The 21,397-nt window shown below is 68.6% G+C and carries 22 protein-coding genes; 9 read left to right on the plus strand and 13 right to left on the minus strand.

Features of this window, described 5'->3' with window-relative positions; translation table 11 throughout:
• The first annotated feature begins 102 nt into the window (after positions 1 to 102).
• Together OHA70_RS33820 and OHA70_RS33825 are read left to right on the plus strand one after the other, a co-directional pair.
• On the plus strand, positions 103 to 738 hold the full coding sequence (locus OHA70_RS33820; protein ID WP_328324665.1) for a hypothetical protein: 636 nt from the start codon (positions 103 to 105) through the stop codon (positions 736 to 738).
• Complete coding sequence (locus OHA70_RS33825) at positions 735 to 1,892, plus strand: PrsW family intramembrane metalloprotease (protein WP_328324667.1); 1,158 nt, start codon at positions 735 to 737, stop codon at positions 1,890 to 1,892. Before OHA70_RS33820 ends, OHA70_RS33825 begins: the two co-directional genes overlap by 4 nt.
• Positions 1,893 to 1,895: 3 nt before the next feature.
• On the opposite strand, the gene OHA70_RS33830 is transcribed toward OHA70_RS33825, so the two are convergent.
• From OHA70_RS33830 to OHA70_RS33840, 3 genes are all read right to left on the minus strand, one after another.
• Complete coding sequence (locus tag OHA70_RS33830) at positions 1,896 to 2,429, minus strand: EF-hand domain-containing protein (protein ID WP_328324669.1); 534 nt, start codon at positions 2,427 to 2,429, stop codon at positions 1,896 to 1,898.
• A 127-nt stretch (positions 2,430 to 2,556) separates the two neighbouring features.
• Complete coding sequence (locus OHA70_RS33835) at positions 2,557 to 3,690, minus strand: heavy-metal-associated domain-containing protein (protein WP_328324672.1); 1,134 nt, start codon at positions 3,688 to 3,690, stop codon at positions 2,557 to 2,559.
• Between the two features lie 26 nt (positions 3,691 to 3,716).
• Complete coding sequence (locus OHA70_RS33840; RefSeq protein WP_328324674.1) at positions 3,717 to 4,781, minus strand: acyltransferase family protein; 1,065 nt, start codon at positions 4,779 to 4,781, stop codon at positions 3,717 to 3,719.
• Between the two features lie 166 nt (positions 4,782 to 4,947).
• On the opposite strand from OHA70_RS33840, the gene ligA reads away from it, so the two are divergent.
• Positions 4,948 to 6,945, plus strand: coding sequence for an NAD-dependent DNA ligase LigA (gene ligA, locus OHA70_RS33845; protein WP_328324676.1), 1,998 nt, complete (start codon positions 4,948 to 4,950; stop codon positions 6,943 to 6,945).
• A 19-nt stretch (positions 6,946 to 6,964) separates the two neighbouring features.
• Here ligA and OHA70_RS33850 read toward each other — a convergent pair whose 3' ends face one another.
• Both OHA70_RS33850 and OHA70_RS33855 read right to left on the minus strand, forming a co-directional pair.
• The gene (locus tag OHA70_RS33850; RefSeq protein ID WP_328324678.1) at positions 6,965 to 7,621 is read right to left on the minus strand and encodes a response regulator transcription factor; all 657 of its coding nucleotides are present in this window, start codon (positions 7,619 to 7,621) and stop codon (positions 6,965 to 6,967) included.
• Positions 7,618 to 8,721 carry a sensor histidine kinase gene (locus OHA70_RS33855; RefSeq protein WP_328324680.1) on the minus strand — a complete coding sequence of 368 codons (1,104 nt, stop codon included), beginning with the start codon at positions 8,719 to 8,721 and terminating at the stop codon, positions 7,618 to 7,620. The genes OHA70_RS33850 and OHA70_RS33855 overlap by 4 nt, the downstream gene beginning before the upstream one ends.
• Positions 8,722 to 8,863: 142 nt before the next feature.
• On the opposite strand from OHA70_RS33855, the gene OHA70_RS33860 reads away from it, so the two are divergent.
• Genes OHA70_RS33860 through OHA70_RS33875 form a run of 4 tightly spaced genes read left to right on the plus strand, consistent with a single transcriptional unit; the run spans position 8,864 to position 11,752 of the window.
• On the plus strand, positions 8,864 to 9,589 hold the full coding sequence (locus OHA70_RS33860) for an ABC transporter ATP-binding protein (protein ID WP_328324682.1): 726 nt from the start codon (positions 8,864 to 8,866) through the stop codon (positions 9,587 to 9,589).
• Positions 9,589 to 10,347, plus strand: coding sequence for an ABC transporter permease (locus OHA70_RS33865; RefSeq protein ID WP_328324684.1), 759 nt, complete (start codon positions 9,589 to 9,591; stop codon positions 10,345 to 10,347). The genes OHA70_RS33860 and OHA70_RS33865 overlap by 1 nt, the downstream gene beginning before the upstream one ends.
• 47 nt (positions 10,348 to 10,394) lie before the next feature.
• Positions 10,395 to 11,072: a response regulator transcription factor gene (locus OHA70_RS33870; protein ID WP_328324686.1), complete on the plus strand. Its 678-nt coding sequence runs from the start codon at positions 10,395 to 10,397 to the stop codon at positions 11,070 to 11,072.
• The gene (locus tag OHA70_RS33875) at positions 11,072 to 11,752 is read left to right on the plus strand and encodes a phosphatase PAP2 family protein (protein ID WP_328324688.1); all 681 of its coding nucleotides are present in this window, start codon (positions 11,072 to 11,074) and stop codon (positions 11,750 to 11,752) included. Before OHA70_RS33870 ends, OHA70_RS33875 begins: the two co-directional genes overlap by 1 nt.
• Here OHA70_RS33875 and OHA70_RS33880 read toward each other — a convergent pair.
• Positions 11,730 to 13,106, minus strand: a complete 1,377-nt coding sequence (locus OHA70_RS33880) for a sensor histidine kinase (RefSeq protein ID WP_328335265.1) — start codon at positions 13,104 to 13,106, stop codon at positions 11,730 to 11,732. The two genes, OHA70_RS33875 and OHA70_RS33880, sit on opposite strands and share 23 nt — an antisense overlap.
• 69 nt (positions 13,107 to 13,175) lie before the next feature.
• Between OHA70_RS33880 and OHA70_RS33885 the strand changes: the two genes are divergently transcribed.
• Positions 13,176 to 14,264, plus strand: a complete 1,089-nt coding sequence (locus tag OHA70_RS33885) for a COG4705 family protein (protein WP_328324691.1) — start codon at positions 13,176 to 13,178, stop codon at positions 14,262 to 14,264.
• Positions 14,265 to 14,275: 11 nt separating this feature from the next.
• Positions 14,276 to 15,451, plus strand: coding sequence for an MFS transporter (locus OHA70_RS33890; RefSeq protein ID WP_328324693.1), 1,176 nt, complete (start codon positions 14,276 to 14,278; stop codon positions 15,449 to 15,451).
• Here the strand turns inward: OHA70_RS33890 and OHA70_RS33895 are convergent.
• The 7 genes from OHA70_RS33895 to OHA70_RS33925 form a co-directional block, all read right to left on the minus strand.
• A complete protein-coding gene (locus OHA70_RS33895) occupies positions 15,408 to 15,992 on the minus strand; it encodes a hypothetical protein (RefSeq protein ID WP_328324696.1) in 585 nt (194 codons plus the stop codon). The genes OHA70_RS33890 and OHA70_RS33895 overlap by 44 nt on opposite strands.
• A gap of 85 nt (positions 15,993 to 16,077) precedes the next feature.
• Positions 16,078 to 16,530, minus strand: a complete 453-nt coding sequence (locus tag OHA70_RS33900) for an FMN-binding protein (RefSeq protein ID WP_328324698.1) — start codon at positions 16,528 to 16,530, stop codon at positions 16,078 to 16,080.
• The gene (locus OHA70_RS33905) at positions 16,527 to 17,090 is read right to left on the minus strand and encodes an FMN-binding protein (RefSeq protein ID WP_328324699.1); all 564 of its coding nucleotides are present in this window, start codon (positions 17,088 to 17,090) and stop codon (positions 16,527 to 16,529) included. Before OHA70_RS33905 ends, OHA70_RS33900 begins: the two co-directional genes overlap by 4 nt.
• Positions 17,091 to 17,109: 19 nt before the next feature.
• The gene (locus tag OHA70_RS33910; protein ID WP_328324700.1) at positions 17,110 to 18,516 is read right to left on the minus strand and encodes a ferredoxin reductase family protein; all 1,407 of its coding nucleotides are present in this window, start codon (positions 18,514 to 18,516) and stop codon (positions 17,110 to 17,112) included.
• Between the two features lie 67 nt (positions 18,517 to 18,583).
• Complete coding sequence (locus OHA70_RS33915) at positions 18,584 to 19,807, minus strand: sensor histidine kinase (protein ID WP_328324702.1); 1,224 nt, start codon at positions 19,805 to 19,807, stop codon at positions 18,584 to 18,586.
• Positions 19,804 to 20,460, minus strand: coding sequence for a response regulator transcription factor (locus tag OHA70_RS33920; RefSeq protein WP_328324704.1), 657 nt, complete (start codon positions 20,458 to 20,460; stop codon positions 19,804 to 19,806). The genes OHA70_RS33915 and OHA70_RS33920 overlap by 4 nt, the downstream gene beginning before the upstream one ends.
• Positions 20,457 to 21,236, minus strand: coding sequence for an FAD:protein FMN transferase (locus OHA70_RS33925; protein ID WP_328324706.1), 780 nt, complete (start codon positions 21,234 to 21,236; stop codon positions 20,457 to 20,459). The genes OHA70_RS33920 and OHA70_RS33925 overlap by 4 nt, the downstream gene beginning before the upstream one ends.
• Between the last annotated feature and the right edge of the window lie 161 nt (positions 21,237 to 21,397).

Below are 21,397 nucleotides of genomic sequence, written 5' to 3' on the forward strand. Positions count from 1 at the left end.
CGTACCCCACGACACAAGCCCCAACCGGCCCGGAGGCGTGGCGAACAGCATCTAGGCTGTCGATTACGCCCAGACCACGCCGGATGGACGAATGGAGCTTCGATGACGGTAGGTACGGAGCCGCAGGGTTGGGTGCCGGTCGAGCATCGGTTGTTCGGACTCGACCGCCGGACCTTCAAGCCCGCGTTGATCGCGCTCGGCGTGGCGCTGGTGCTGATCTACGGTCTGCAGGGGCTCAACGCGGCGATTCCGTGGCGCAACGAGATCCAAGCCGGCCAGGTACTCGACCTGGGTGGAGGCGCGACCGCGGTCCCGCCCGTCGGGTGGCAGCTCGAGAACGGCACGCTGACCGGCGGCGCCGGAGCGAGCGCGACGAGTCTCCAGGTGCTGCTGGTCTCCGGGGGCGCGCGGATCGAGCTGATCGGTACGACGTACGACGGCAGCGCGGCCGCCTTCCTGCAACAGGTCCGGCGGTCGCAAGGTGATTCGCCCCAGATCCCGTCCGGCGAGGGCACGCTGAGGACCGACTCGGGCCTGGTCGGTGTGGTCGAGACCCGGACCGGGCCGACCGGCGACGGGGTCGACGTCGCGTTCAAGATGGCCGTCGGTGACAGCCAGGCCGTCAGCTCGGCGCCCGCGCTGCTGGTCCGGGTCCGGACGGCGGCGGGTCAGCTGGAGCAGTACCAGCACGAAGTGAGCGCCTTGTTGCTCAGCATCAAGCCGGGGGCGGCGCGATGACGGCCGTGCCGCAGGAACGAGTAGAGCAGGTTCGGGCAGCGCAGCTCGACGCGATCGAGCAGTCCGGTTGGGGCCTGCCGTACCGGTTCCTGCAGCCGCACAACCTCGCCTTCTGGGTCTACCTGCTCGGCGTGGGTGGCGGCCTCCTGACCATGCTCCGGTACTTCGGTGCCGGCGCGCCCTTCTACGCCCCGGCGCTGGCCGGAGGCGTCGTCCTCTTCGGCCTGTACCTCGTACCGTGGCTGTTGCTCCTGCGCCACCACAACCGCTTCACCGCCCAACCCGCCGGGCTGCTGCTCACCGGCTTCGTCTGGGGCGGAATCGCGGCGACCTTCTGGATCGCGCTACCGGCCAACACGGCGTTGCAGGCGATCTGGGCGAAGGTCGGTGGTACCTCGTTCGCCGCCGACTGGAGCGCCGGGCTGACCGCGCCGATCAACGAGGAATGGGGCAAGGCGCTCGGCCTGGTCCTGCTCATCGGGCTGGCGCCACGGCTGGTCCGCAGCGCCTACGACGGCTTCATCATCGGCGCCTTCATCGGCCTCGGGTTCCAGGTCTTCGAGGATGTCCTGTACGTCTACAACGGCGCCAGCCAGGTCTTCGGCGTCGACCAGTTCGGCACGTCGCTGCAGGTCTTCCTGGTCCGCGGCGCCGCCGGAATCGTGTCGCACGCTCTGTTCAGCGCGATCTTCTGCGCCGGCCTGATGTGGGCGCTCGGCCGCACTCGCGGCGAACGCAACACCGTGCGCGGCGTGCTCACCATGCTGACCGCGATGCTGTTCCACTTCGCCTGGGACGACATGACCGGCCTCAGCAATGGTGGCGTCTGGTCGGCGATCCTCCCGTTCGTGATCGCGGCGGTCGAGCTCGCCTTCCTTTTCTGGGTACTTCGCCACGCCGCCCGCCAGGAGCGCACCTGGATCCGCGCCCTGCTCACCCCTGAGGTCGACGATCCAGCACTGCTCGACGCCGTCAGCGGCTTCCGCAAGGACCGCAAGAGGTACCGCAAACACCTCCACGGCCGGCGGAAGGCCAGGCACCTGATCGAGGCCACCAACGACCTGGCCAAGGAGATCGCCGCGGCCCAAGGCGCCGAGACTCCCCGCGTCACCCACGCCCGCGCAGAACTCCACCGCCTCCGCGACAAGACCTGAACGTCAGTACGGCCCGAACACCCATTGCGACGGCGACTTCGGGTCGTCGCCGCGCCAGAAGCCCGACCACAGCTCGCGGAACTCGGTCCGCGAGAGGTGGCCGTCGCCGTTCAGGTCGAGCTGCGGGAAGACCTCCTCGATGCCGTCATCGGACCCCTTCCACGCGTACACGACCTGCTTGTGCTCGGCCAGCGCGATCCGGTCGTCGCCGTTCTGGTCGATCGCGTCGAACATCGCGTCCGCCGTCCCGTAGACCGCCTCGTCCATCGCCGGCAGCTGGTCGACCACGGTCATCAGCTCGTCGAGCGACACCTTGCCGGCGTCGTCGGCGCCGGACATGGTCGAGATCGCCGACCACCAGCCCATCATGATCGTCCGCATCCGCTCGTAGTCCGCGGTCCCCGGCTCCCACCCGCGCAGTCCCACCCAGCGCTCGGTCAACGTCTCGAAGTCGGACTCCTCGAGATAGCCGTTCCGATCGGCGTCCATCGCGCCGAACACCCCGGCCACCTTGCGCCGCTGAAACTCACTGGCCATCGACGGTTCCCCCTTGTCACGCTGACGATCAGAGCCGGCCACGCACAGTGACCGACTCCAGTATGTGACCGCCGTCGCGCTTTGTCACCGCGAACTTAATCGCGCCGGCACCCCGAAGAATTGAGGGTCAGGACGCGACCGCGGGCACCACCGTGTAGCCGCGATCCCGGATCTTGTCGAAGCAGCGGTCCCGTACCTCGGCCGACGGAAACGCCGCCACCACCTTCTTGGTCTCCAGGTCGATCTCCGACACCGTGACACCGTTGCTCTGCAGGACTTTGCTGACCGTGCTCGTGCAATGCGAGCACGTCATATCCGGTACCTCGAACACTTCATCGACAGGACTGTTCATCGCGATCTCCTCCTCCGAACCACCGGTGACCTCCACCAACTCCAGCAGGCGAACGAACGTCTCGACGAAGGCGTCGACCACACCGGGCAACAGCGTGATCCGACGCCCGTCCACGGTCGCCGACATGTTCGCGAGACACCGCGGCTGCTCCCCCACCGCCAGGGCGGAGTACTGCCGCATGAGACCGGCATCCTCGGGATCAGGCGAGGCGATCGTCGTGTCCTTCATTGCGCGCAGCATCCCGGCCGACTCAGCGGTGTAGCGCACGGTGCCATCGGCCAGCATGTTCAGCGCGACCGGGATCATCCCCCGCCGGAACGTCGACGACTGCAGTCCCCAGAACCACGTGTTCGCCACCACCGCGAACAACCCCGAGTCCCGCAGCCCCCTCGCAAACTCCGCAGGACTCCGGTACTGCGTACGCTCGGCCAGCCACGCATGCTGCACGAGCGCCCGGGCAGTCGTCTCGAGTCCGACGCTCAGAATCTCCACCGGGTCGCGATCCGTCGTCGTGGCAGCCATCGTGGCCAATTCACCGGCGTCCAGTCGCCCCGCAGAGACGCCGGCCAGAGCTCGCCGAAGTACCAGGACCGTCTCCCTGGCCGCGACGGGTACAACGGGGCCGCTCGGACCGCAGTGGGCGACGTTCAGCACACCATCGCTGTCGTGCCACATCACGCGGTGAGTCGCGCTCGTGACCAGCTCAGGAGGGCAAGGCCGCATTCCCGTTTCGAGGTACCTCAACTGTGCCGTCGTCAGGTGACTGCCAGGCGCCGGGACCAACGGCGTCAGCTCCGGTTCGGCCCGCCAGCGCGCTGCTGGAAGCCAGCGATCAGGCCGCAGATCCACGTCGGCAAGAGCCTGGGCCAGGATCCGCGCGGCGGCCGGCCGATCGTAGTGCGGCAGCATCCTTCAAGTCTGCTGGACGCTGACCGTCAGTGTGCTGCGCTACTGCGTGTCACGGTCCGTGCAACCCGGGTAGTCCTCGGGAAGGGCAGTTCGAAGAGCGCCTTCGGCAGGTATCGGTACAGGACGAGGCAGAGCCAGGCCAGGAATGCGGTCAGGACGACCGGCTCGGCGATCGCCACGATCCACTGGGTCCGCGGGCCTGCCGAGGACAACGGTCCGATCAGCACCGCGTGGGTCAGCGCTAGCAAGGGCATGTGCATGACGTAGATCGGCAGCGTCCGGCTACCGATGCTCGCCAGTCCGTTGGACAGGCCTTCCCAGCGAGTCACCAGTCCGGCAGCCGTGACACCCAGGACGATCGCCACCCCGCTCACCACCGGCCAGAGGCCGAACCAGGTCTTGGCGTGGAAGACGGCGATCACGCCCAGCAGTACGGCGTACGGAGTACCGATGAGCAACAGTCGTCGCCAACTCGCCCGCGCGGCCAGGTCCTCGATGAGGTGCTTGCCGTAGAGGCCGGCGAGGAAGAAGACCAGGTTCTGGTAGACGCCGGCGCGGTCGCCAGGGACGTCGAGCAGACCGGCTGATGCGGTTGCGGACAGGAGGAAGGCCAGACCGAGGATCGCCCAGGCAGGCACTCGATGCGCTGCTTTGGCGATCACGAAGTACAGGGCGAGGGCGTAGAGGTACCAGAGGTTCGACGGTGTGATCGTCAACTGGGCCAGGAACTTCAGCGGGCCGTTCGCGCGTTCGGTGCCGAAGTCCGGGACGAACGCCAGCACGACGGTGTGGATCGCCAGCCAGACGACGTAAATGTAGTAGAACTTCGCCACCCTGGTGCGCAGCAGCACCGGCCATGGGCGATTGACCGCGCGGACCGCGAAGAAGCCGGAGACCGCGAAGAACAAGGGCATACGCAACGGGAGCAGCTGCTCACCGAGCGTCCCCCACAGGCCTCGCGCCTGGCCGCCGATGTGCCAGTCGATCTGGAGGTAGTGCTTCATCAGCACGTGCCACAGGACGACCAGTAAGATACAGATGCCCTTGGCAACATCCGCCCAAACGATCCGGCCGCGCTCCGCCTTCAACATGCTTTAGAACTTAGAGAAATCGGCCCGTACTTCCGTCAGGCCCGAGTCGGGAGACCGGGTCATCCTGTGGTCGTAGGCAACGATCTCGGTGTCAACCCGCGGGCCGATAGCCGCCGCCCGCGCCGGGTCGCGCATTTTGTCGGTGGGCCCAGGTAGATTCTGGGCCGTGGATACCGGGGAGCGGATTCAGGAACTGGCTGACCAGATCGTCGTGCTGCGCGACGCGTACTACCGGGGCACGCCCTCGGTGGCCGACGCGGAGTACGACGCGGTCGAGGACGAACTGCGGACGCTGATCGAGGCGAACCCGGAGCTGGGGCCCGACCCGAACCCGCTGGAGCAAGTGGGTGCGCCCGCGATCCTGCACGCGCCGATCCGGCACTCGCGGCCGATGCTCTCGTTGGAGAAGGCGACCCGCCCGGAGCAGGTCGAGGCCTTCTTCAGTCGGTTTCCCGGGCAGTCGGTGGTGGTGATGCCGAAGCTGGACGGGTTGTCACTGGCGCTGGTGTACGAGAACGGGCGACTGGCCCGGGCGATCACCCGTGGAGACGGGACGACCGGCGATGACGTGACGCCGCTCGTGCGGGCGCTGGCTGATGGGGTGCCGGAGCGGCTCGAAGTACCGGGCCGGATCGAGGTGCGGGGCGAGGCGGTCATGTTGCGCTCGACCTTCGCCGCGTACAACGCCGCCCATCAGGACAAGCCGCTGATCAACCCGCGGAACGCCGCCGCCGGCACCTTGCGGGCCAAGGACCCGGCCACCGTTGCGGAGCGGCGGCTGCAGTTCCTCGCCTTCGATCTGCTCAGCGACGCCGACAACACTGATGCCGATCTGGAGCAGGCGCTGCAGACGCTGGGGTTCACGGTCGCCGAGATGAAGCACTGCGACGACGCGGCCGCGGCGCAGGCGGTCATCACCACGATCGAGCAACAGCGCAACGACCTCGACTACGACTTGGACGGCGCCGTACTTCGGTTGGCCGACCGTGACGCGTTCGCCGCCGCCGGTACGCGATCGAGCTCACCGCGAGGCGCACTGGCGTTCAAGTTCGCCGCCGAGGAGAAGACGACGATCCTGGCCGATGTCGTCTGGGATGTCGGCAAAACGGGCAAGATCGCGCCGGTCGCCTGGCTCGAGCCCGTCTTCGTCGGCGGTACGACGGTGACCCGCGCGACCCTCGCCAACCAGGAGGTCATCCGCGCCCGCGGCATCAAGATCGGCGACACCGTTCTGGTACGCCGCGCGGGCGACGTCATCCCCTTCGTCGCCGGCGTACTCGACGCCTCGAAGCGCACGGGTGCCGAGCGCGACATCGTGCCGCCGTCGGTGTGCCCGTCCTGCGAACAGCCACTGACCGAGCAGGGCAACAGCCGAGAACTGTTCTGCACCAACGTCGCCTGCCCGGCCCAGACCGTGCGACGCCTGATCCACTGGGCATCCCGGGCCGCTGCCGACATCGACGCGATCGGTGGCGTCTGGATCGAGCGCCTGGCCGAGGCCGGCATCCTCGAACACCCGTCGGACTTCTACCACCTGACCAAGGAAGGGCTGCTCGAGTTCGACCGGATCGGCGAGGTCTCGGCCGCCCGGATGATCGACTCGATCGACGCCAGCCGCCAGGTCGGCCTCCGCCGCGCGATGATCGGCCTCGCCATCCCGATGGCCTCCGAAGGCACGGCGACCAGGATGTGCCGAGCAGGCTTCGGCTCCTTGGAGGAGGTCGCCGACGCGGGCGTGGACGGTCTCGTCGCCGTAGAGGACATCGGCCCGAAGGTCGCCGCTTCCCTGACCGAGCACCTCGCCCGCCTGCGCCCTGAGCTCGAACGCCTCCGCGCAGCCGGCGTCTCCCTCGACGTCCGCGAGGAAGACCTCCCACCGGTCGTCGCCGCCGGCGCCCCACTGGCCGGCAAGACCGTGGTCGTCACGGGCTCGATCAGCGACCCGCGCTCCGGCGAAAAGGTCGCTCGCCCAGCCTTCCAGCGCCTCTGCGAAAAGGCCGGCGCCACCATCGCCTCCTCGGTCTCCGCAACCACCGACCTCCTCATCACCGGCGCCGACGTAGGCGCCGCCAAACTCACCAAGGCCGAAAAGCTCGGCGTCACCGTCATCGACCAATCCGAAATCTGGCAACAACTCCAGGACGCCGACCTCCTCCCCCGGTGACCGGAGAGCTTCGCCTCGCTCAGGCTGTGCTGACGAGGCCAGCGCGGAAGGCGAGGATCACCAACTGCACTCGGTCGCGGGCGTCGAGCTTGGTTAGTAGGTGGGCCACATGGGTTTTGGCTGTGCCCGGCTCGATGTGCAGGCGCTGGGCGATCTCCGCGTTCGACAAACCCTCGGCGACCAGGAGCAGTACCTCTCGCTCCCGCTCGGTGATGGCCGGCAATCTTGTCGAGGCACGGGACTGCATTGGTTGCGGTCGTGCCGCGAACTCGTCGATCAGGCGTCGGGTGATCGACGGGCCGAGTAGAGCCTCGCCGGCTGCGATCACCCGGATCGCGGTCAGCAGCTCCGCCGGCGGAGTGTCCTTCAGCAGGAACCCGCTGGCACCGCCACGCAGGGCGGCGTAGACGTACTCGTCGAGGTCGAAGGTGGTGAGCACCAGCACGCGGGCCGCCGTCGAAGCGGTGATCAGCCGGGTCGCCTGCAGGCCATCCATTCCGGGCATCCGGATGTCCATCAGGATCACATCCGGGCCTGTACTGGCAGCCAACTCCACGGCGGCCGAACCGGTGGCCGCCTCACCGACTACGAGCAGATCGGACGCAGTACCGACGATCCCTTTGAGTCCGGCGCGGACGAGCGCCTGGTCCTCGGCGATCAGCACTCGCACCGTCATGCCGGTCGCCCGTTCAACGGCAGGCGGGCCGACAGCTCGAAGCCGCGACCGGGCAACGGACCGGCGCGGAGCGATCCGCCGTACAGGGCGACGCGTTCGCGGATACCGATCAGCCCGTGCCCGGTTCCCACAACGCCGTCAGGGCAGCCGGCGCCGTCGTCAGTGATGCGGATCGCCAGCTCGGTCGGCCGGTACTCGACGAGCGCGTCGGCCCCCGAGGTCGCCGCGTGTTTGACCACGTTGGTCAACCCCTCCTGCACGATCCGGTACGCCGAAAGCCCGATCCCCGCCGGTACGTCGACGGGCCGGCCGGTGACTGTCAGGCGCACCTTCACCCCGGCCCGGCCGGTGTCCTCGACCAACTGCTCCAGCTGGCCCAGCCCCGGCATCGGGTCGAGGGCAGCCGGTTGGTCCTGCGCTGAACGCAGTACGCCGAGCACCTGCCGCAGCTCGGCGAGTGTCTGGCGTCCGGCAGACTCGATCGCCGCGAGCGAGGCCCGCGCTTCGTCCGGCCGCTCGTCGATCACCAGGTAGCCGTAGCCGGCCTGCACGGTGATCACACTCATGCTGTGGGCAACGATGTCGTGCAGCTCCCGCGCGATCCGCATCCGCTCCTGTTGCAGCACCAGCTCACGGTTGTGCCCGCGCTGCTGGGCAGCGACGTAGCCGGTCACCCAGGCAGCGGCGAACATCATCCCGAACGGCACGACCGCACCCGCTCCGCCGTCTGGCAGTACCGTCGCCAACGCACCTGCTTCAGCAACCGCCAGCAGAATCAGCGCAGTGCGCCGTCCGCAACCGCCAGCCACCCGGAACAGCGCGTAGCAAAGCGGCAGCACGGCAACGAAGCCCAGCGACGAGTCCACCGGCATCAGGGCGAGCGGCACCCACGCACTCGCAAAGGCCCAGACAGTGTGCCGCCTGGCGAGCACGATGGCCACAGCGGTCAACAGCGTCCCCAGCGCAGACACCACCGGCTGCGGACTCTTGTGCGTGAACAGGACCCAGGCAGCACCGCCGTACGCCGCTGCGAGGCCGATCCCCACGGCCAGCACCTGTCCCGGCCGTAGCCGCGTGACCAGGGGTGCCCGATTGTCCATAGCCAGCACGCTAGGCGTCCGAGCCCACCCGGTCATCACCCTCTAGGCATACATCGACCGGCAGATCTCAACCTCCAGAATGACGCGAATCTCTCCCGGCAGCACAATGCCCGGCCCCTGCCGGCCCGGAGATCGTGAGGCCATGATCGAAGTCCACGAACTCAGCAAGCGCTACCGATCGACCCAAGCCGTCGACGGCCTCACCTTCACGGTCCAGCCTGGCCAGGTGACGGCATTCATCGGCCCGAACGGGGCAGGCAAGTCCACTACCTTCCGGATGCTGCTAGGCCTCGACCGCCCCGATAGCGGTCACGCACTGATCAACAGCAAGCCCTACAACGCCCTCAAGCGACCCGTACGCCAGGTAGGCGCACTCCTGGACGCCAACGCGGCCCATCCCGGCCGGTCGGCACGCAACCATCTCCTCTGTATCGCCCAAGCGGCGGGGATCAGCCGGAGTCGAGTGGCGGCCGTACTGGAACTCACCGGCCTCACCGACGCAGCCAACCGACGTGTGGGCGGCTACTCCCTCGGCATGCGGCAGCGACTCGGCATCGCGGCGGCATTGCTCGGCGACCCCGCGGTTCTGCTCCTGGACGAGCCGGTCAACGGTCTCGATCCCGAAGGCGTGCGCTGGATCCGCGGCCTACTGCGTGGCCTGGCCGACGATGGGCGGACCGTCTTCGTCTCCAGCCACCTGATGACCGAGATGCAGCTGGTCGCCGACCACCTGGTGGTGATCGGCCGCGGCCGACTGCTCGCCGATACCCCGCTGGCCGAGTTCACTGCGGACGGACGCTCACTCGAGGACGCCTATCTCGACCTGGCCGACGACGCGACCCAGTACCGCACCGGAAGGACATTGTGATGCTGCTCTCCGAATGGACCAAGCTCCGGACCGTCCGCTCGACCCCGCTGAGCCTGGCGGCGGCGTTCGCGATCGCCGTCCTGGGCGGCTACTACTCGGCGGCGGGCCGGGCCAAGGACTACGCGAGTTGGTCGGCCGTCGACAAAGCCGCCTTCGATCCGGTCAACCTGAGCTTCGACGGGCTGGCGTTCGCACAGCTGGCGTTCGGCGTGATCGGCGTGCTGGCGATCAGTTCGGAGTACACCACCGGGCAGATCCGGACCAGCTTCACGGTCGTTCCCCGGCGACGGCACCTGCTCGCCGGCAAGGCCGTAGTACTGACAGTAATTGCGGTAGTCGTCGGCGGGCTGACCTCGCTGATCAGCTTCGTGGTCGCGCAACTGGGACTGCGCAGCGCTCACCTGAACGTCTCGCTCGGCGACGGCGCGGCACTTCGCGCAGTGGCCGGGGCAGCCGCCTACCTGGTCACCCTGACTCTCCTCGGGCTCGCGCTCGGCGCGATCATCCGCCATACGGCCGGAGCTGTCAGTGCCGTGTTCGGGTTGGTCTTCGTGATCCCGCTGGTGGCCGCGAACCTGTCCGACTGGATCAGCTGGCCCTCCAAATGGAACCTGTGGACCGCCGCCAACGCGCTGATCGCCACCGGCCCGCCGGCCGACGGAATGCCGTCGCCGGGGACGGGGCTACTCACCTGTGCCGGCTACGTGCTCGTGCCGCTGACGCTCGCGGTGGTGCTGATCGGGCGGCGAGACGCCTAGCCGGGTCACTCAGCTGAATCTCAGCGGGCTGGGGACAGACTGGGGGCATGCGGGTGCTGATGGTCGAGGACGAGGTACGGCTGGCGGACACGGTCCGGCGCGGGCTGACCGACGCCGGGTTCGTGGTCGAACTGGTCCACGACGGTGAGGACGCCCTCTGGGCCGCGACCGAGCACAGCTACGACGTGATCGTGCTCGACATCATGCTGCCCCGCGTGAACGGCTACAAGGTGCTCGAACAGCTCCGCGAACGCGGTATCTGGACACCCGTGCTGATGCTGACCGCGAAGGACGGCGAGTACGACCAGACCGACGCGTTCGACCTCGGCGCCGACGACTACCTGACCAAGCCGTTCAGCTTCCTGGTGCTGGTCGCGCGACTGCGGGCCCTGATCCGGCGGGGCGGCCCCGAGCGCCCCGTCGTGATGGCAGCCGGCGACCTGACGCTCGACCCGGCCCGCCGCCGGGTCGAGCGGTCAGGACAGGAGGTCGCGCTGACCCCCCGCGAGTACGGCCTGCTGGAGTTCCTGCTCCGGCACCGCGGCGACACCGTCTCCAAGATGGAGATCCTGGAGAGCGTCTGGGATCCCGCCTTCGACGGCGACCCGAACGTCGTCGAGGTCTACATCCGCTACCTCCGGCTCAAACTCGACACCCCCTTCGGCCGGCACGCGATCGAGACGGTCCGCGGCATGGGCTACCGCCTCGACCCAGAAGGTGGCTGATGGCAACGATCGTGCAAGAGACCAAACCATCCAGCCGCCGGTACGCCGTACCGCTGGCGAGCGTTGCGATAGCGGTGGCCGGCACGATCGGCGTGATCGGCCTGGCCGACGCGGCGACCGAGTCGGACGGCCTGGCGGCTCTCGACCCCGAATTCACCGCCGACGTCGTGTCCGACCGGACCCCGGTTCTGACGACGTTGGCGCGAGCCCTCACCTTCGTCGGCGACGTACCGGTCCTCGTGACCTTGATGCTGATCGCGGCATTCCTCCTGTGGCGATGGACTCACGGACTGCGAGCGCCTGCCCTGCTGCTGTTCGCCATGGCCGGGTCGGCTGCACTCACTGCCGGGTTGAAAGCGCTCGTCGAACGCAAGCGACCGGGTGTCCCCTTCGTCCTCGGGCCGATCGATACCGGCTTCGCCTTCCCGTCCGGTCACACTCTCAACTCGACCGTCTTCTTCTTCACGCTCGCCGCCTTGCTGTGGGTCGGTCTGCGGTCGTACGGAGCGAGAACCGCGCTGGCGGTCGCAGCCACACTGATGAGCATCGGCATCGGCCTGAGCCGCGTGTATCTCGGCTATCACTGGGCAACGGACGTCCTGGCCGGCTGGACGGTCGCCGTCACCTGGCTGGCACTGGTCTCGCTAGTTGCCTACTTCACCCGGCCACGGGAAGCCTGACGACGAAGCGGGCGCCGCCCAGGGGTGAGTCGGTGACTTCGACTGTTCCGCCGTGGCCGCGGACGACTTCCCGTACGATCGCCAGCCCGAGTCCCGAGCCACCACTGCCGCGAGCCCGGCTCACGTCCAGCCGGACGAAGCGCTCGAACACCCGTGACCGCTCCTCCGCCGGGATGCCGTCGCCGTCGTCCTCCACGGTCACCGTCGCCGTACCGAGTTCTTCGGCAAGGGTGAATCGCACCTTGCGATGGGCGGCCTGGACGGCGTTGTCGGCGAGATTACGCAGTACCTGACTGAGCTTCGCCGCGTCGCCGGTGACCCGCACGGGCGGTACGACGCCTTCCACCGCGACACCGTTGGCGGTCCGCAACCGGCGCACCTCGACCCCCACCAGGTCGTCCAGATCGACATCGGTCCGCTGGATCCGCAAGCCGGTGTCATCGGCCTTCGCGAGCAGCAGTAGATCCTCGACCAGCCGCCGCATCCGCTCGGTCTCGGCCTCCATCACCAGGTGAAGCTCAGGCGCGGACCGACCGGACTCGTCGGCCATGATCACGTCCAGCGCCGCCATCAGGCTGGCGATCGGTGACCGCAGCTCGTGACTGGCGTCCGCCACGAATCGCCGCTGGGTCTCCTGCCCAGCCTGCAACCGATCGAGCATCTCGTTCATCGTCACCGCCAGCCGGGCGATCTCGTCCTCGGCGGCCGGCACCGGCACCCGGTCGGCAAGCTGCCCGGCCCCGATCCCGTGCACTCGCGACCTGATCCGCTCGACCGGACGCAACGCCCTCCCCACCAGCATCCACGTCGCACCCCCGACGAGTACGAGCAGCAACGGGAACCCGATCAGCAGGTACGTCGTCACCGTGGTCACCGTGTCGCGCTGGGTCTCCACCGACGATGCCACCACCACCGTGTACCGGACGCCCCGGAATTCGGTGCCGCGGGCAACGATCAGGTACGGGGTGTCGTCGTCCAGCAACGGCATCTCACCGACCTCGTCCCGTACCGACTGCCCGACCGCCGGCCGCGAGTCGGTCAACGGCTCGCCGCCGCCCTTCGGCGCCGAACTCGCGACCACCTTGCCCTGCGCGTTCACCACCTGGATCAACTGCGTCACGCGAGTGTTCTCGACCAGCTCCTTGGCGAGCCCGGTCTCGCCTTCCTCAGACACCTGACCGGCGACATCGAACGCCCGCGACTCCGCCTGATCAGCAACACTCGTGATCAGCGTCCGCTGCAGCAACAACAGCAGAACCGCCGCCCCGATCGCCAACGCACCGGCGACGACGAGCAGCGCGGCCGCGGTCGAGCGCGCCCGGACCCCGGCCCGGCGAACGAACCCCGGCATCATCACCTTCGCAGCCTAACCAGCTTCCACACTCAGCGGCTGCTCAGCGGAAGGTCCGTACGGTCGGCCGGCATGACTACTGATACCGCGACCCGTTCGGCAGGACGCCGCGCGCTGCTGAACAAGGTGCCTGAGGTAACCATCTGGTTCTGGCTCATCAAGATCCTGTGTACGACGGTCGGTGAGAGCTTCGCCGACTGGATCAACCTGCAGCTCGGCGTCGGGCTCGTCGCCACCGCGGTCATCTTCACCGTGGTCTTCGCCGTCGCTCTCGGCTGGCAAATGAGCACCCGGCAGTACCGGCCCGCGGCGTACTGGCTCACCGTCGTGGTGGTCAGCGTCACCGGCACCCTCTACACCGACATCCTGACCGACCAGCTCGGCGTACCGCTGTGGCTCAGCTCCTCGGTGTTCGCCGTCGCGCTCGCCGCCGTCTTCGGCGTCTGGTACGCCCGCGAACGCACCCTCTCCATCCACAGCATCATCAGCCTCCCCCGCGAAGCCTTCTACTGGCTGGCCGTCCTCGTCACCTTCGCCCTCGGTACCGCCACCGGCGACTGGACCCTCGAACTGACCGGCTGGAGTCCCGGCGTCTCGGTACTACTCCCCCTGACCCTGATCGCAATCATCGCCGCTTGCTGGCGACTCGGCGCGAACCCGGTCCTCGCCTTCTGGCTCGTCTACATCCTCACCCGCCCGCTCGGCGCCAACCTGGGCGACTGGCTGGCGGCTCCCAAGGTTCCCGACCAGGGCCTGGGCCTCGGCACCCTCGTCACCAGCCTCATCTTCCTGAGCGCGATCCTTGCGACAGTCGTCTACCTGACCCTCACCAAGACCGACATCATCGAGGGCCACCGCGCCCGTACGCCGAAGTACCACCGCCCCGCCCGCGAACTCCCCCTCATCGCCGTCATGGCCGTCGCAGCCATCGCCGCCGGCTCACTCCTCAGCTGGGCCTCCGCCCAACCCCACACGAACGCAGCCGCTGAAAACGAAGGCCCGAACCCCGCAGCCAACGCCAACCTCACCCCCGAGCAGGCCACGTCCGCCTTCCCTAAGGCCGACGCCGTTTTCACCTCGGTCCGCGAAGAACCCGGCGGCCGAGAGGCAGGCCGTGCAAACCCTGCTGAGAACCCTCGGCGGCTGAGTGGAACGAACTAGCATCACGAGTGATGTCTACCCCAGCTGGCGTGCGTGATCGGCGGATGTGGCCGCTGTATGCGGCGGGGTTCACCACGGCGTTCGGCGCGCATGCGGTGGCGGCGAACCTCGGAGCATTCTCCGACGATGCGGTGAATTCGCTGCTGACGTTGGGGATTCTGCTCGCTCTGTACGACGGTGCCGAGGTGTTGCTGAAGCCGGTGTTCGGCACGATCGCGGACCGCATCGGCGCGCGGCCGGTGCTGATCGCTGGGTTGGTGGGCTTCGCGATCGCGTCAGGGCTCTATGCGGTTGCCGACAGCCCGCGATGGCTGTGGGTGGCTCGGCTCGGGCAGGGGGCGGCTGCGTCGGCGTTCTCTCCGGCCGCCTCGGCGTTGGTTGCCCGGCTCAACCCAGCGGCCAAGCACGGACGGGCGTTCGGTAGCTACGGCTTCTACAAGAGCATCGGCTACACGCTCGGACCGCTGCTCGGCGGAGCCTTGGTGTGGCTGGGTGGATTCCGCTTGTTGTTTGCGGTGATGACCGTTCTCGCCCTGGTCGCGGCCGGTTGGGCGCTGTTGGCCGTACCGGCTCTACCGCCGCTGCCGCGGACCCGGCAGACAGTGATCGACCTGGCTCGGCGGATCGCTGACCCCGGTGTTCCTGCGCCCGACCGCTGCGCTGGCGGCGCGACCGCAGCGTTGTCGGTCGGGGTCGGGTTCCTTCCGGTGACGGGCGCGGCAGATGGTTTGGGCACGATCGCCACCGGAGCCGCGGTTTCGGTACTGGCTGCGACGGCTGCCATCGTCCAGCCCCGCGCAGGCCGCGCTCTGGACAACGGACGCCTCAGCACCCGGACCGGTCTCACAGTCGGTCTCCTCGTCACAGCTGCCGGCCTGGCCTGCGCCGCTCTTCCCGGCGTCGCCGCTGTACTCGGCGCCGCGCTGTTGATCGGCGCCGGTACGGGTCTGATCACCCCGTTGGGATTCGCCGCCCTGGCAGCCTCGACCGAGCAAGCCCGCCTCGGCCAGACCATGGGCACCGCAGAACTCGGCCGCGAACTCGGCGACGCAGGCGGACCGCTCCTCGTCGCCGGAGTCGCCACCGCGGCAACCCTCGGCTACGGCTATGCCGCGCTCGCGATCGTCCTCGCCGCCGGACCCGTCATCGGTTTGCTGGTCCGGAAGCGACCTTCCCGTCCCAGCTAGCCTTCGCTCCTGAGTCGCCGATCCGGTACACGTCGTACACCGCGACACCGCCTGCGACGATCGACAGCACCGCGATCACGACCGTCGCCGCCATCGAGGCCGGGGCGAGGAACGTACGCCGCCCGGTCGCCGATCGGGTCAGCGTGGCGGTGCCCACCTGCGTGTTTCCGGACTCGTCGAGAACCGGAGCGGCACCGGCAGCGGGCTCTGCCGGGTAGCTGAGCTCTCGGCCACGCCACCAGACCACCAGCGCCATCACCCCGACCCCGATGGCCACGACGAGAGCCGTGTCTCCGAGCTCGGTGTGAGCCCGGACCAGTGCGGTGGACGCGACGCGATGCTCCAGCCATTCACCGGCACTGGTGGTGATCGGCACCAGCGCGACGACCACGACGGACAGGATGGCGTTCGGTCCGGCGAGGCGCCTGCGGGCCGGCGCCCAGACGGCGGTGAGCATCAAAAGCAGCGCGGACAGCGGAAGCAGCACGACAATCGCATGCACCAGCAAGACGTGCGCGGGCAACCCGTTGACGGTCGTCATCTAGGCATCTCCTCGAGAGGGTGAAGCTCGGCTTGGTCGGCATCGGGACCCGAGCATGCCGGTGCATTCTTAGTGCTTTCTTGGATCACTTGCCGAGATGGGCCGCGTCCAGGGCCGACTGCAGCGAGCGGCGGCAGCCGTCGGAGGTAAAGGTGGCGCCGGAGACGGTGTCGATGGTGGCGCTCTGGGCGCTGATTGCCTCCCGTTGGAGGATCGGCAGGGCGAAGCCGCTGATCGCCCGGTCGCGGTCGCCGCCGGACGGAGCGGCAAGGGTCTTGACCGCGGTGATCCGGGACGAGCTGATCGTCACCTGGACCTGCACGGGCCCGTAGCGGGTCAGCGCGGACTGGCCGTTGACCACGGTCGTCGCCCGTCCGCCGTGCCCCGCCGGCGCGGTACTGACGATTCCCGCTGAAGCTGCGGGCGCTGCCGGGCCGGCGACCCGGTTGGTACTGGTCGGGTACAGGAAGAGCAGGCCGAGTGTCGCGGTCGTCGCGCCAAGCACGATGCTGTTCCGCCGCAGATGCCCGGCTCTCACAGCGCACCGGCTCGATGAGCGGCGTCCAACGCCGACTGCAATGACTGGCGATAACCGTCGGACGTGAACGTCGCGCCGGACACCGCGTCGATGTGCGCCGACTGGGCGGCGACCACTTCACGATCCAGCACCGGTACGGCGTACGCGTTGATCTCGTCGGTCGTCCCGTCGCCTTGCGGATGCTCGATCGCCTGCGCCCGCTTGATCCGCCCGTGCTGCACGGTGATCCGCACCCGGACCGGCCCGTACTGCGTATCGACGAGCTCACCCTGGAAGCCGACAGCAGCCGCCGTCGCGCTCGGCGTCGGCTTCTTCGGGGCACTCGGGGTGGGGGAACCGGCCGGGAGGCGCGGAGCCACCGTCGGCGTCGGGGACGGCCGGACACCGACGTGCCGCGGCCTCCCGGCCGGCGTACTGGTCGACGAATGCGTCGATGAGGGGGGCGACGAGTGGGTCGACGAGCTGGACGGCGTACCGGACGGCTGCGCACCGGCCCGCAATCCCAACCCCACCACGGCAAGCGTGGCGACCGACATCGTCCGGACGACACCGCGTCTCATCGGCCGTCCTCCTGATCGTTCACCACGAGAACCTCTCCTGGTGCAATTGTTCCGTGGGGAGCCCGGCCGCCAGCGCCGCCGCACAGACCGCGTCCATCCAGGGATCCGGGCCGCAGACGAACACGTCGTACCCTTCGATCCCCGGCACCAGGCTCCGCAGAGCGTCGGCATCGGACCAGTTCGCCGCACTCTGTGGCAGCCACGACGGCCGGTCACGCAAGCGTGGCCCGAGGACGTAGTGCAGCTCGATTCCCCGCCGGGCGGCCAGTTCGTCGAGCTCGGCGCCGAAGACCAGATCCTCCGCGGCATGCGCGCGGTAGACCAGGACGGCGTCGCCAGGGGCGTAGTCGAGCCCTTCCAGCAACGACCGCAGCGGCGTGATACCGATGCCGCAGGCAAGCATCGCGACCTTCGAGGTGACCCGGTGCTCGCCGGTCAGCCGGCCGTACGGACCCTCGATCAGCACCTTGGTGCCCGGCCGCAACCAGGCCAGCCGGCGACTGCTGTCCCCTGCCTCCTTGGCGGTCACCCGGAGCTGCCGCGGCGACGGCGTCGCCGACAGCGAGTAGGGGTTGCCCCGCGACCATCCCGCTCCGTCCAGGAACCGGAACACGAAGTACTGGCCAGCCATGGCCGGCAGCCGGTGCAGACCCCGCCCGGTGAGATGGACCGAGACCACGTCCGGGCTCTCCCGCACTACCGAGCTGACCGTGATGCCGTGCCGCAGCGAGCGCCACAGCGGGAGCCCGAGCCGATAGACGACCACAGCCACCAGCGCCATCGCATAGACGGACCACCAGTAGACCCGCGCGAGCGAGGAGGTGGCGAAGTCGGCCCCGGTCCAGATCTCGTGCGGTACGGACAGTCCGACACCCACGTAGGCGTACAGGTGCAGGAGATGCCACGACTCGTATCGCAGCTTCCGGCGAGCCACTCGCACTGACGTGACGACGACGGCGGTCAGCGCGATGGCGGCGGCAACGGCGAGCAGCATTCCGCCGTACGAGGTGGTGGCGCTCCAGGTCTCGTGCAGCAGGTCGTTGTGGTCGCGCAGCGTGTAGCCGATCAGGATCAGCGCGACGTGCAGCATCAGCAGGTTGAACGACGCGAACCCCACCAGCCGATGCCGGCGGGCCAGCTCGTCCTGGCCGTAGCTGCGCTCGATGATCGGAACCCGCGCCATCAGGATCACCTGGATCAGCAGCAGGTCCGCCGCGACCAGTCCGGTGATCCGGCCGAGTGAGGTGAACAGATCGGCCGGGCCGGCGGCGAGCAGCTGGGCACCACGCCCGGAGAGCCAGAGCGCGATCACGATCAGCGCGCTTGCCCAGCAGGCGATCCCCACGACATCGCGCCACCAGCGCGGAGTCCGGCGGGTCCGGCGGCGGGTGTGTGCTGCGCGCGCAGGGCTCAGCAGGGAGGTCATCGGGACAACTGCCGGTCGTTCACTGCGGCTCCATCGGGTCGGATACCCCGAGGATGCGCCGGGATTCTTAGCCGTTCCTTGGAACTGCGGGAAGAACGAGCTCGAAGGCCGCTCCGGCATCACTCCGGACCAACCGGAGCTGGCCGCCATGACGGTTCGCCACGTCATGGGTCAGGGCGAGACCGAGACCGTAGTGCGCCCGGCCGGAGCGATGTCCGCCGGAGTCGAACCTGCGCAGTACCCGCTCCGCGTCCTCAGGCCGGATCCCCGGCCCGGTATCGCTCACCAGCAGCACCGCGTCCCGCCCCGCCCGCCGGACAGCCACTCGTACCTCTCCCCCGTCCGGCGTGTGGTCGATCGCGTTGTCGACAAGGGCCAGGACTGCCCGCCGCAACGCGCTAGGCGATCCGAGGACGGTGCAGTCCTCGTCCGTCGCGCCATGCAAGAGAGTGACTCCGGCTGCCGTGGCATGGGCTCGTGCACTGTCGGCCACCGAGCCGGCCAACCGGTTCAGATCAACCGGCTCGCGACTCTCCTCACTGCGCGGATCGGCCGCCACCAGAAGGTCCTCGACCACCTCGCCCAGCCGTTGCGTGTCCAGGACGACACCACGCGAGTCCCGCAGTACTTCCTCGCTCAACTCGCTGCGCTGCAAGGCGCGATCCAGTACCTGGGCTCGAGTGCTCAGCAGCGTCAGCGGTGTGCGCAACTCATGACCCGCGTCGGCGACGAAAGCACGCTGCAGGGCAAGCGCCTGCGCGAGCGGCCGAACCGCCCGCCGCCCCAAAAGAACGCCGAGCAGCGCCGCGAACACCAGTCCGACGAGAGTCGCGAACCCCATCGCCTGCAGCAATCTCGCCCGCTGCTCATGCGCCGCCGTGAGGTCGAGAACGGCCTGGATCGGCCGCCCGTCGCGCCGCACGGTGGCGATCCTGTACTCCGCTTCGTCGTCCTCCCGCACGTTCGTCAACTGCGCCGCCGCACCCGCCGTACCGCGCAACCCGGCCAGCGCCCCGTCCAGCTCGTCGGGCAGGCCGGGCGACTTCTCCAGCCCCTTCGCGGTGTCCATCACCAACCAGATCCCCGACGGTGGATCCCCAACGTCGTCAGCGGTGCGCAACGTGTTCCGCAGCAGGTCATCCGCCGCTCCGGCCTGGCCACGGACGACGACGATCGTCACCAGCACGACCAGCAGCAGCATCGCCACCGCGACCAGCCCCGCCACGTGGATCGCGACCTCACGCGCGGCCCGGCGGACCAGCACCTGGTCGCCGATAGGACGCGCACTCACGAGCGACCCAGCCGGTACCCGAGCCCGCGGACCGTACTGATCACTCCACGGCCCAGCTTGCGCCGGCAGTAGTGCACATAGGTGTCGACCACCGTCTCGGACTCCGCCTCGTCGAAGACCCGCTCGAGCAAGTCGGCCCGGCTGAAGACCACCCCTGGCCGGGCCGCCAGCAACGCCAGCAGCGCCGACTCCCGCTCCGACAACTCGACCACGCCACCGTCAGTACGCCGTACCGTCCGCCCAGCCAGATCAAGCTGCCCACCCGGTACTGCGAGATGCTCCGCCCGGTCCGGATGCCGCCGGAGCAAGGCCCGCAACCGGGCCAGCAACTCGGTCAGCTCGAACGGTTTCGCAAGGTAGTCCTCCGCACCGGCGTCGAGCCCGTCCACTCGCTCTGCCGTACTACCGCGTGCCGACAGCACCAGGATCGGCGTGGTGATCCCACGGCTGCGCAACCGGGTGATCAGGTCGAGCCCCTCGATAGCCGGCAGCCCCCGATCGACGATCATCACGTCGAACTCCTGACTCAACCCGAGATGCAGCCCGCGCTGCCCGTCCGGCGCCGCCGTCAGCACGTACCCCTCGTCACCGAGCACGCGCCCGAGCAGTCCGGCCAGGTCCTGGTCGTCCTCCACCAGCAGGAGCCGAGTCATCCTGCGTCCCTCGGCGTAACGCTCGGCCAGGTGGGCATCGCCCGGACGGTGCCGTCGACATGCACCCCGAGCCCGGCGTAACCAGGCAGCAATGAGACAACCCGCGGCCACTCGTCATCGGCGACAAATGCCGCCGTAGCAAGCACATCCGCCCACTCCAACGACGGCCCGGTCACCGAAACCGACGCCCAGCTGCCGACCACCGCTCCCCCACTCCGTGGATCGTAGAGATGGGCCCCACGCGCCGCCGTCCCACTCGTCGCGACCGCATTGCCACTACTACGCACAGTAGCCACTACAGCACCGGAATCAGCCGGATCCTGAATGCCAACGGTGAACGGCTCGCCACTCGGACAGATCACCACGACATCCCCACCGGCGTTGAGGCACCAATCGGCGCCGTCAACCTCAGCCAGCAATCTGCTCGCCCGCTCCGCGGCCCACCCCTTCACCAGCCCCGACGGATCCCAGCCACCAGCCGGTGTCTCGGCATCGAAGAGGCCACCAGTCAGCTCACGCGCCCGCCGACACCGATCGGCCACCTCACGAACTACCGAAGAAGCTTCCTCCCAGCCCAGTTCCCCGCGCGCCAGCCGGCTCACCTCACTGTCCGGCCGGTACGTCGAAAAGGTCCCGTCGACCTCCCGCAACTCCCGGTAGACAGCTTGAACAGCGATGTCCGCAGCCGTGGTGGAAGCCACCGGGCCTCTGGCGAGCACGCTGATCGGCAGCCCCATCACCTGCTCGACCCAACTCCGTTTCTGCAGCGAGGACACGACGCAAAGGTACGTCGGCGAAACTGCCGGCCGTGGCAGCGCACGACCGGCGAATCGAAGGACTTTCGACCCTTCCCTAGATCGTGACGGAGAGTCAGTATGTCCTTGGGGGGTCCGCGACAGCGGGCTCAAGGGGATGGACGGGTACGGCTGCGGCCAGG

It is taken from the genome of Kribbella sp. NBC_00382 (assembly GCF_036067295.1).
Classification (GTDB): Bacteria; Actinomycetota; Actinomycetes; order Propionibacteriales; family Kribbellaceae; genus Kribbella.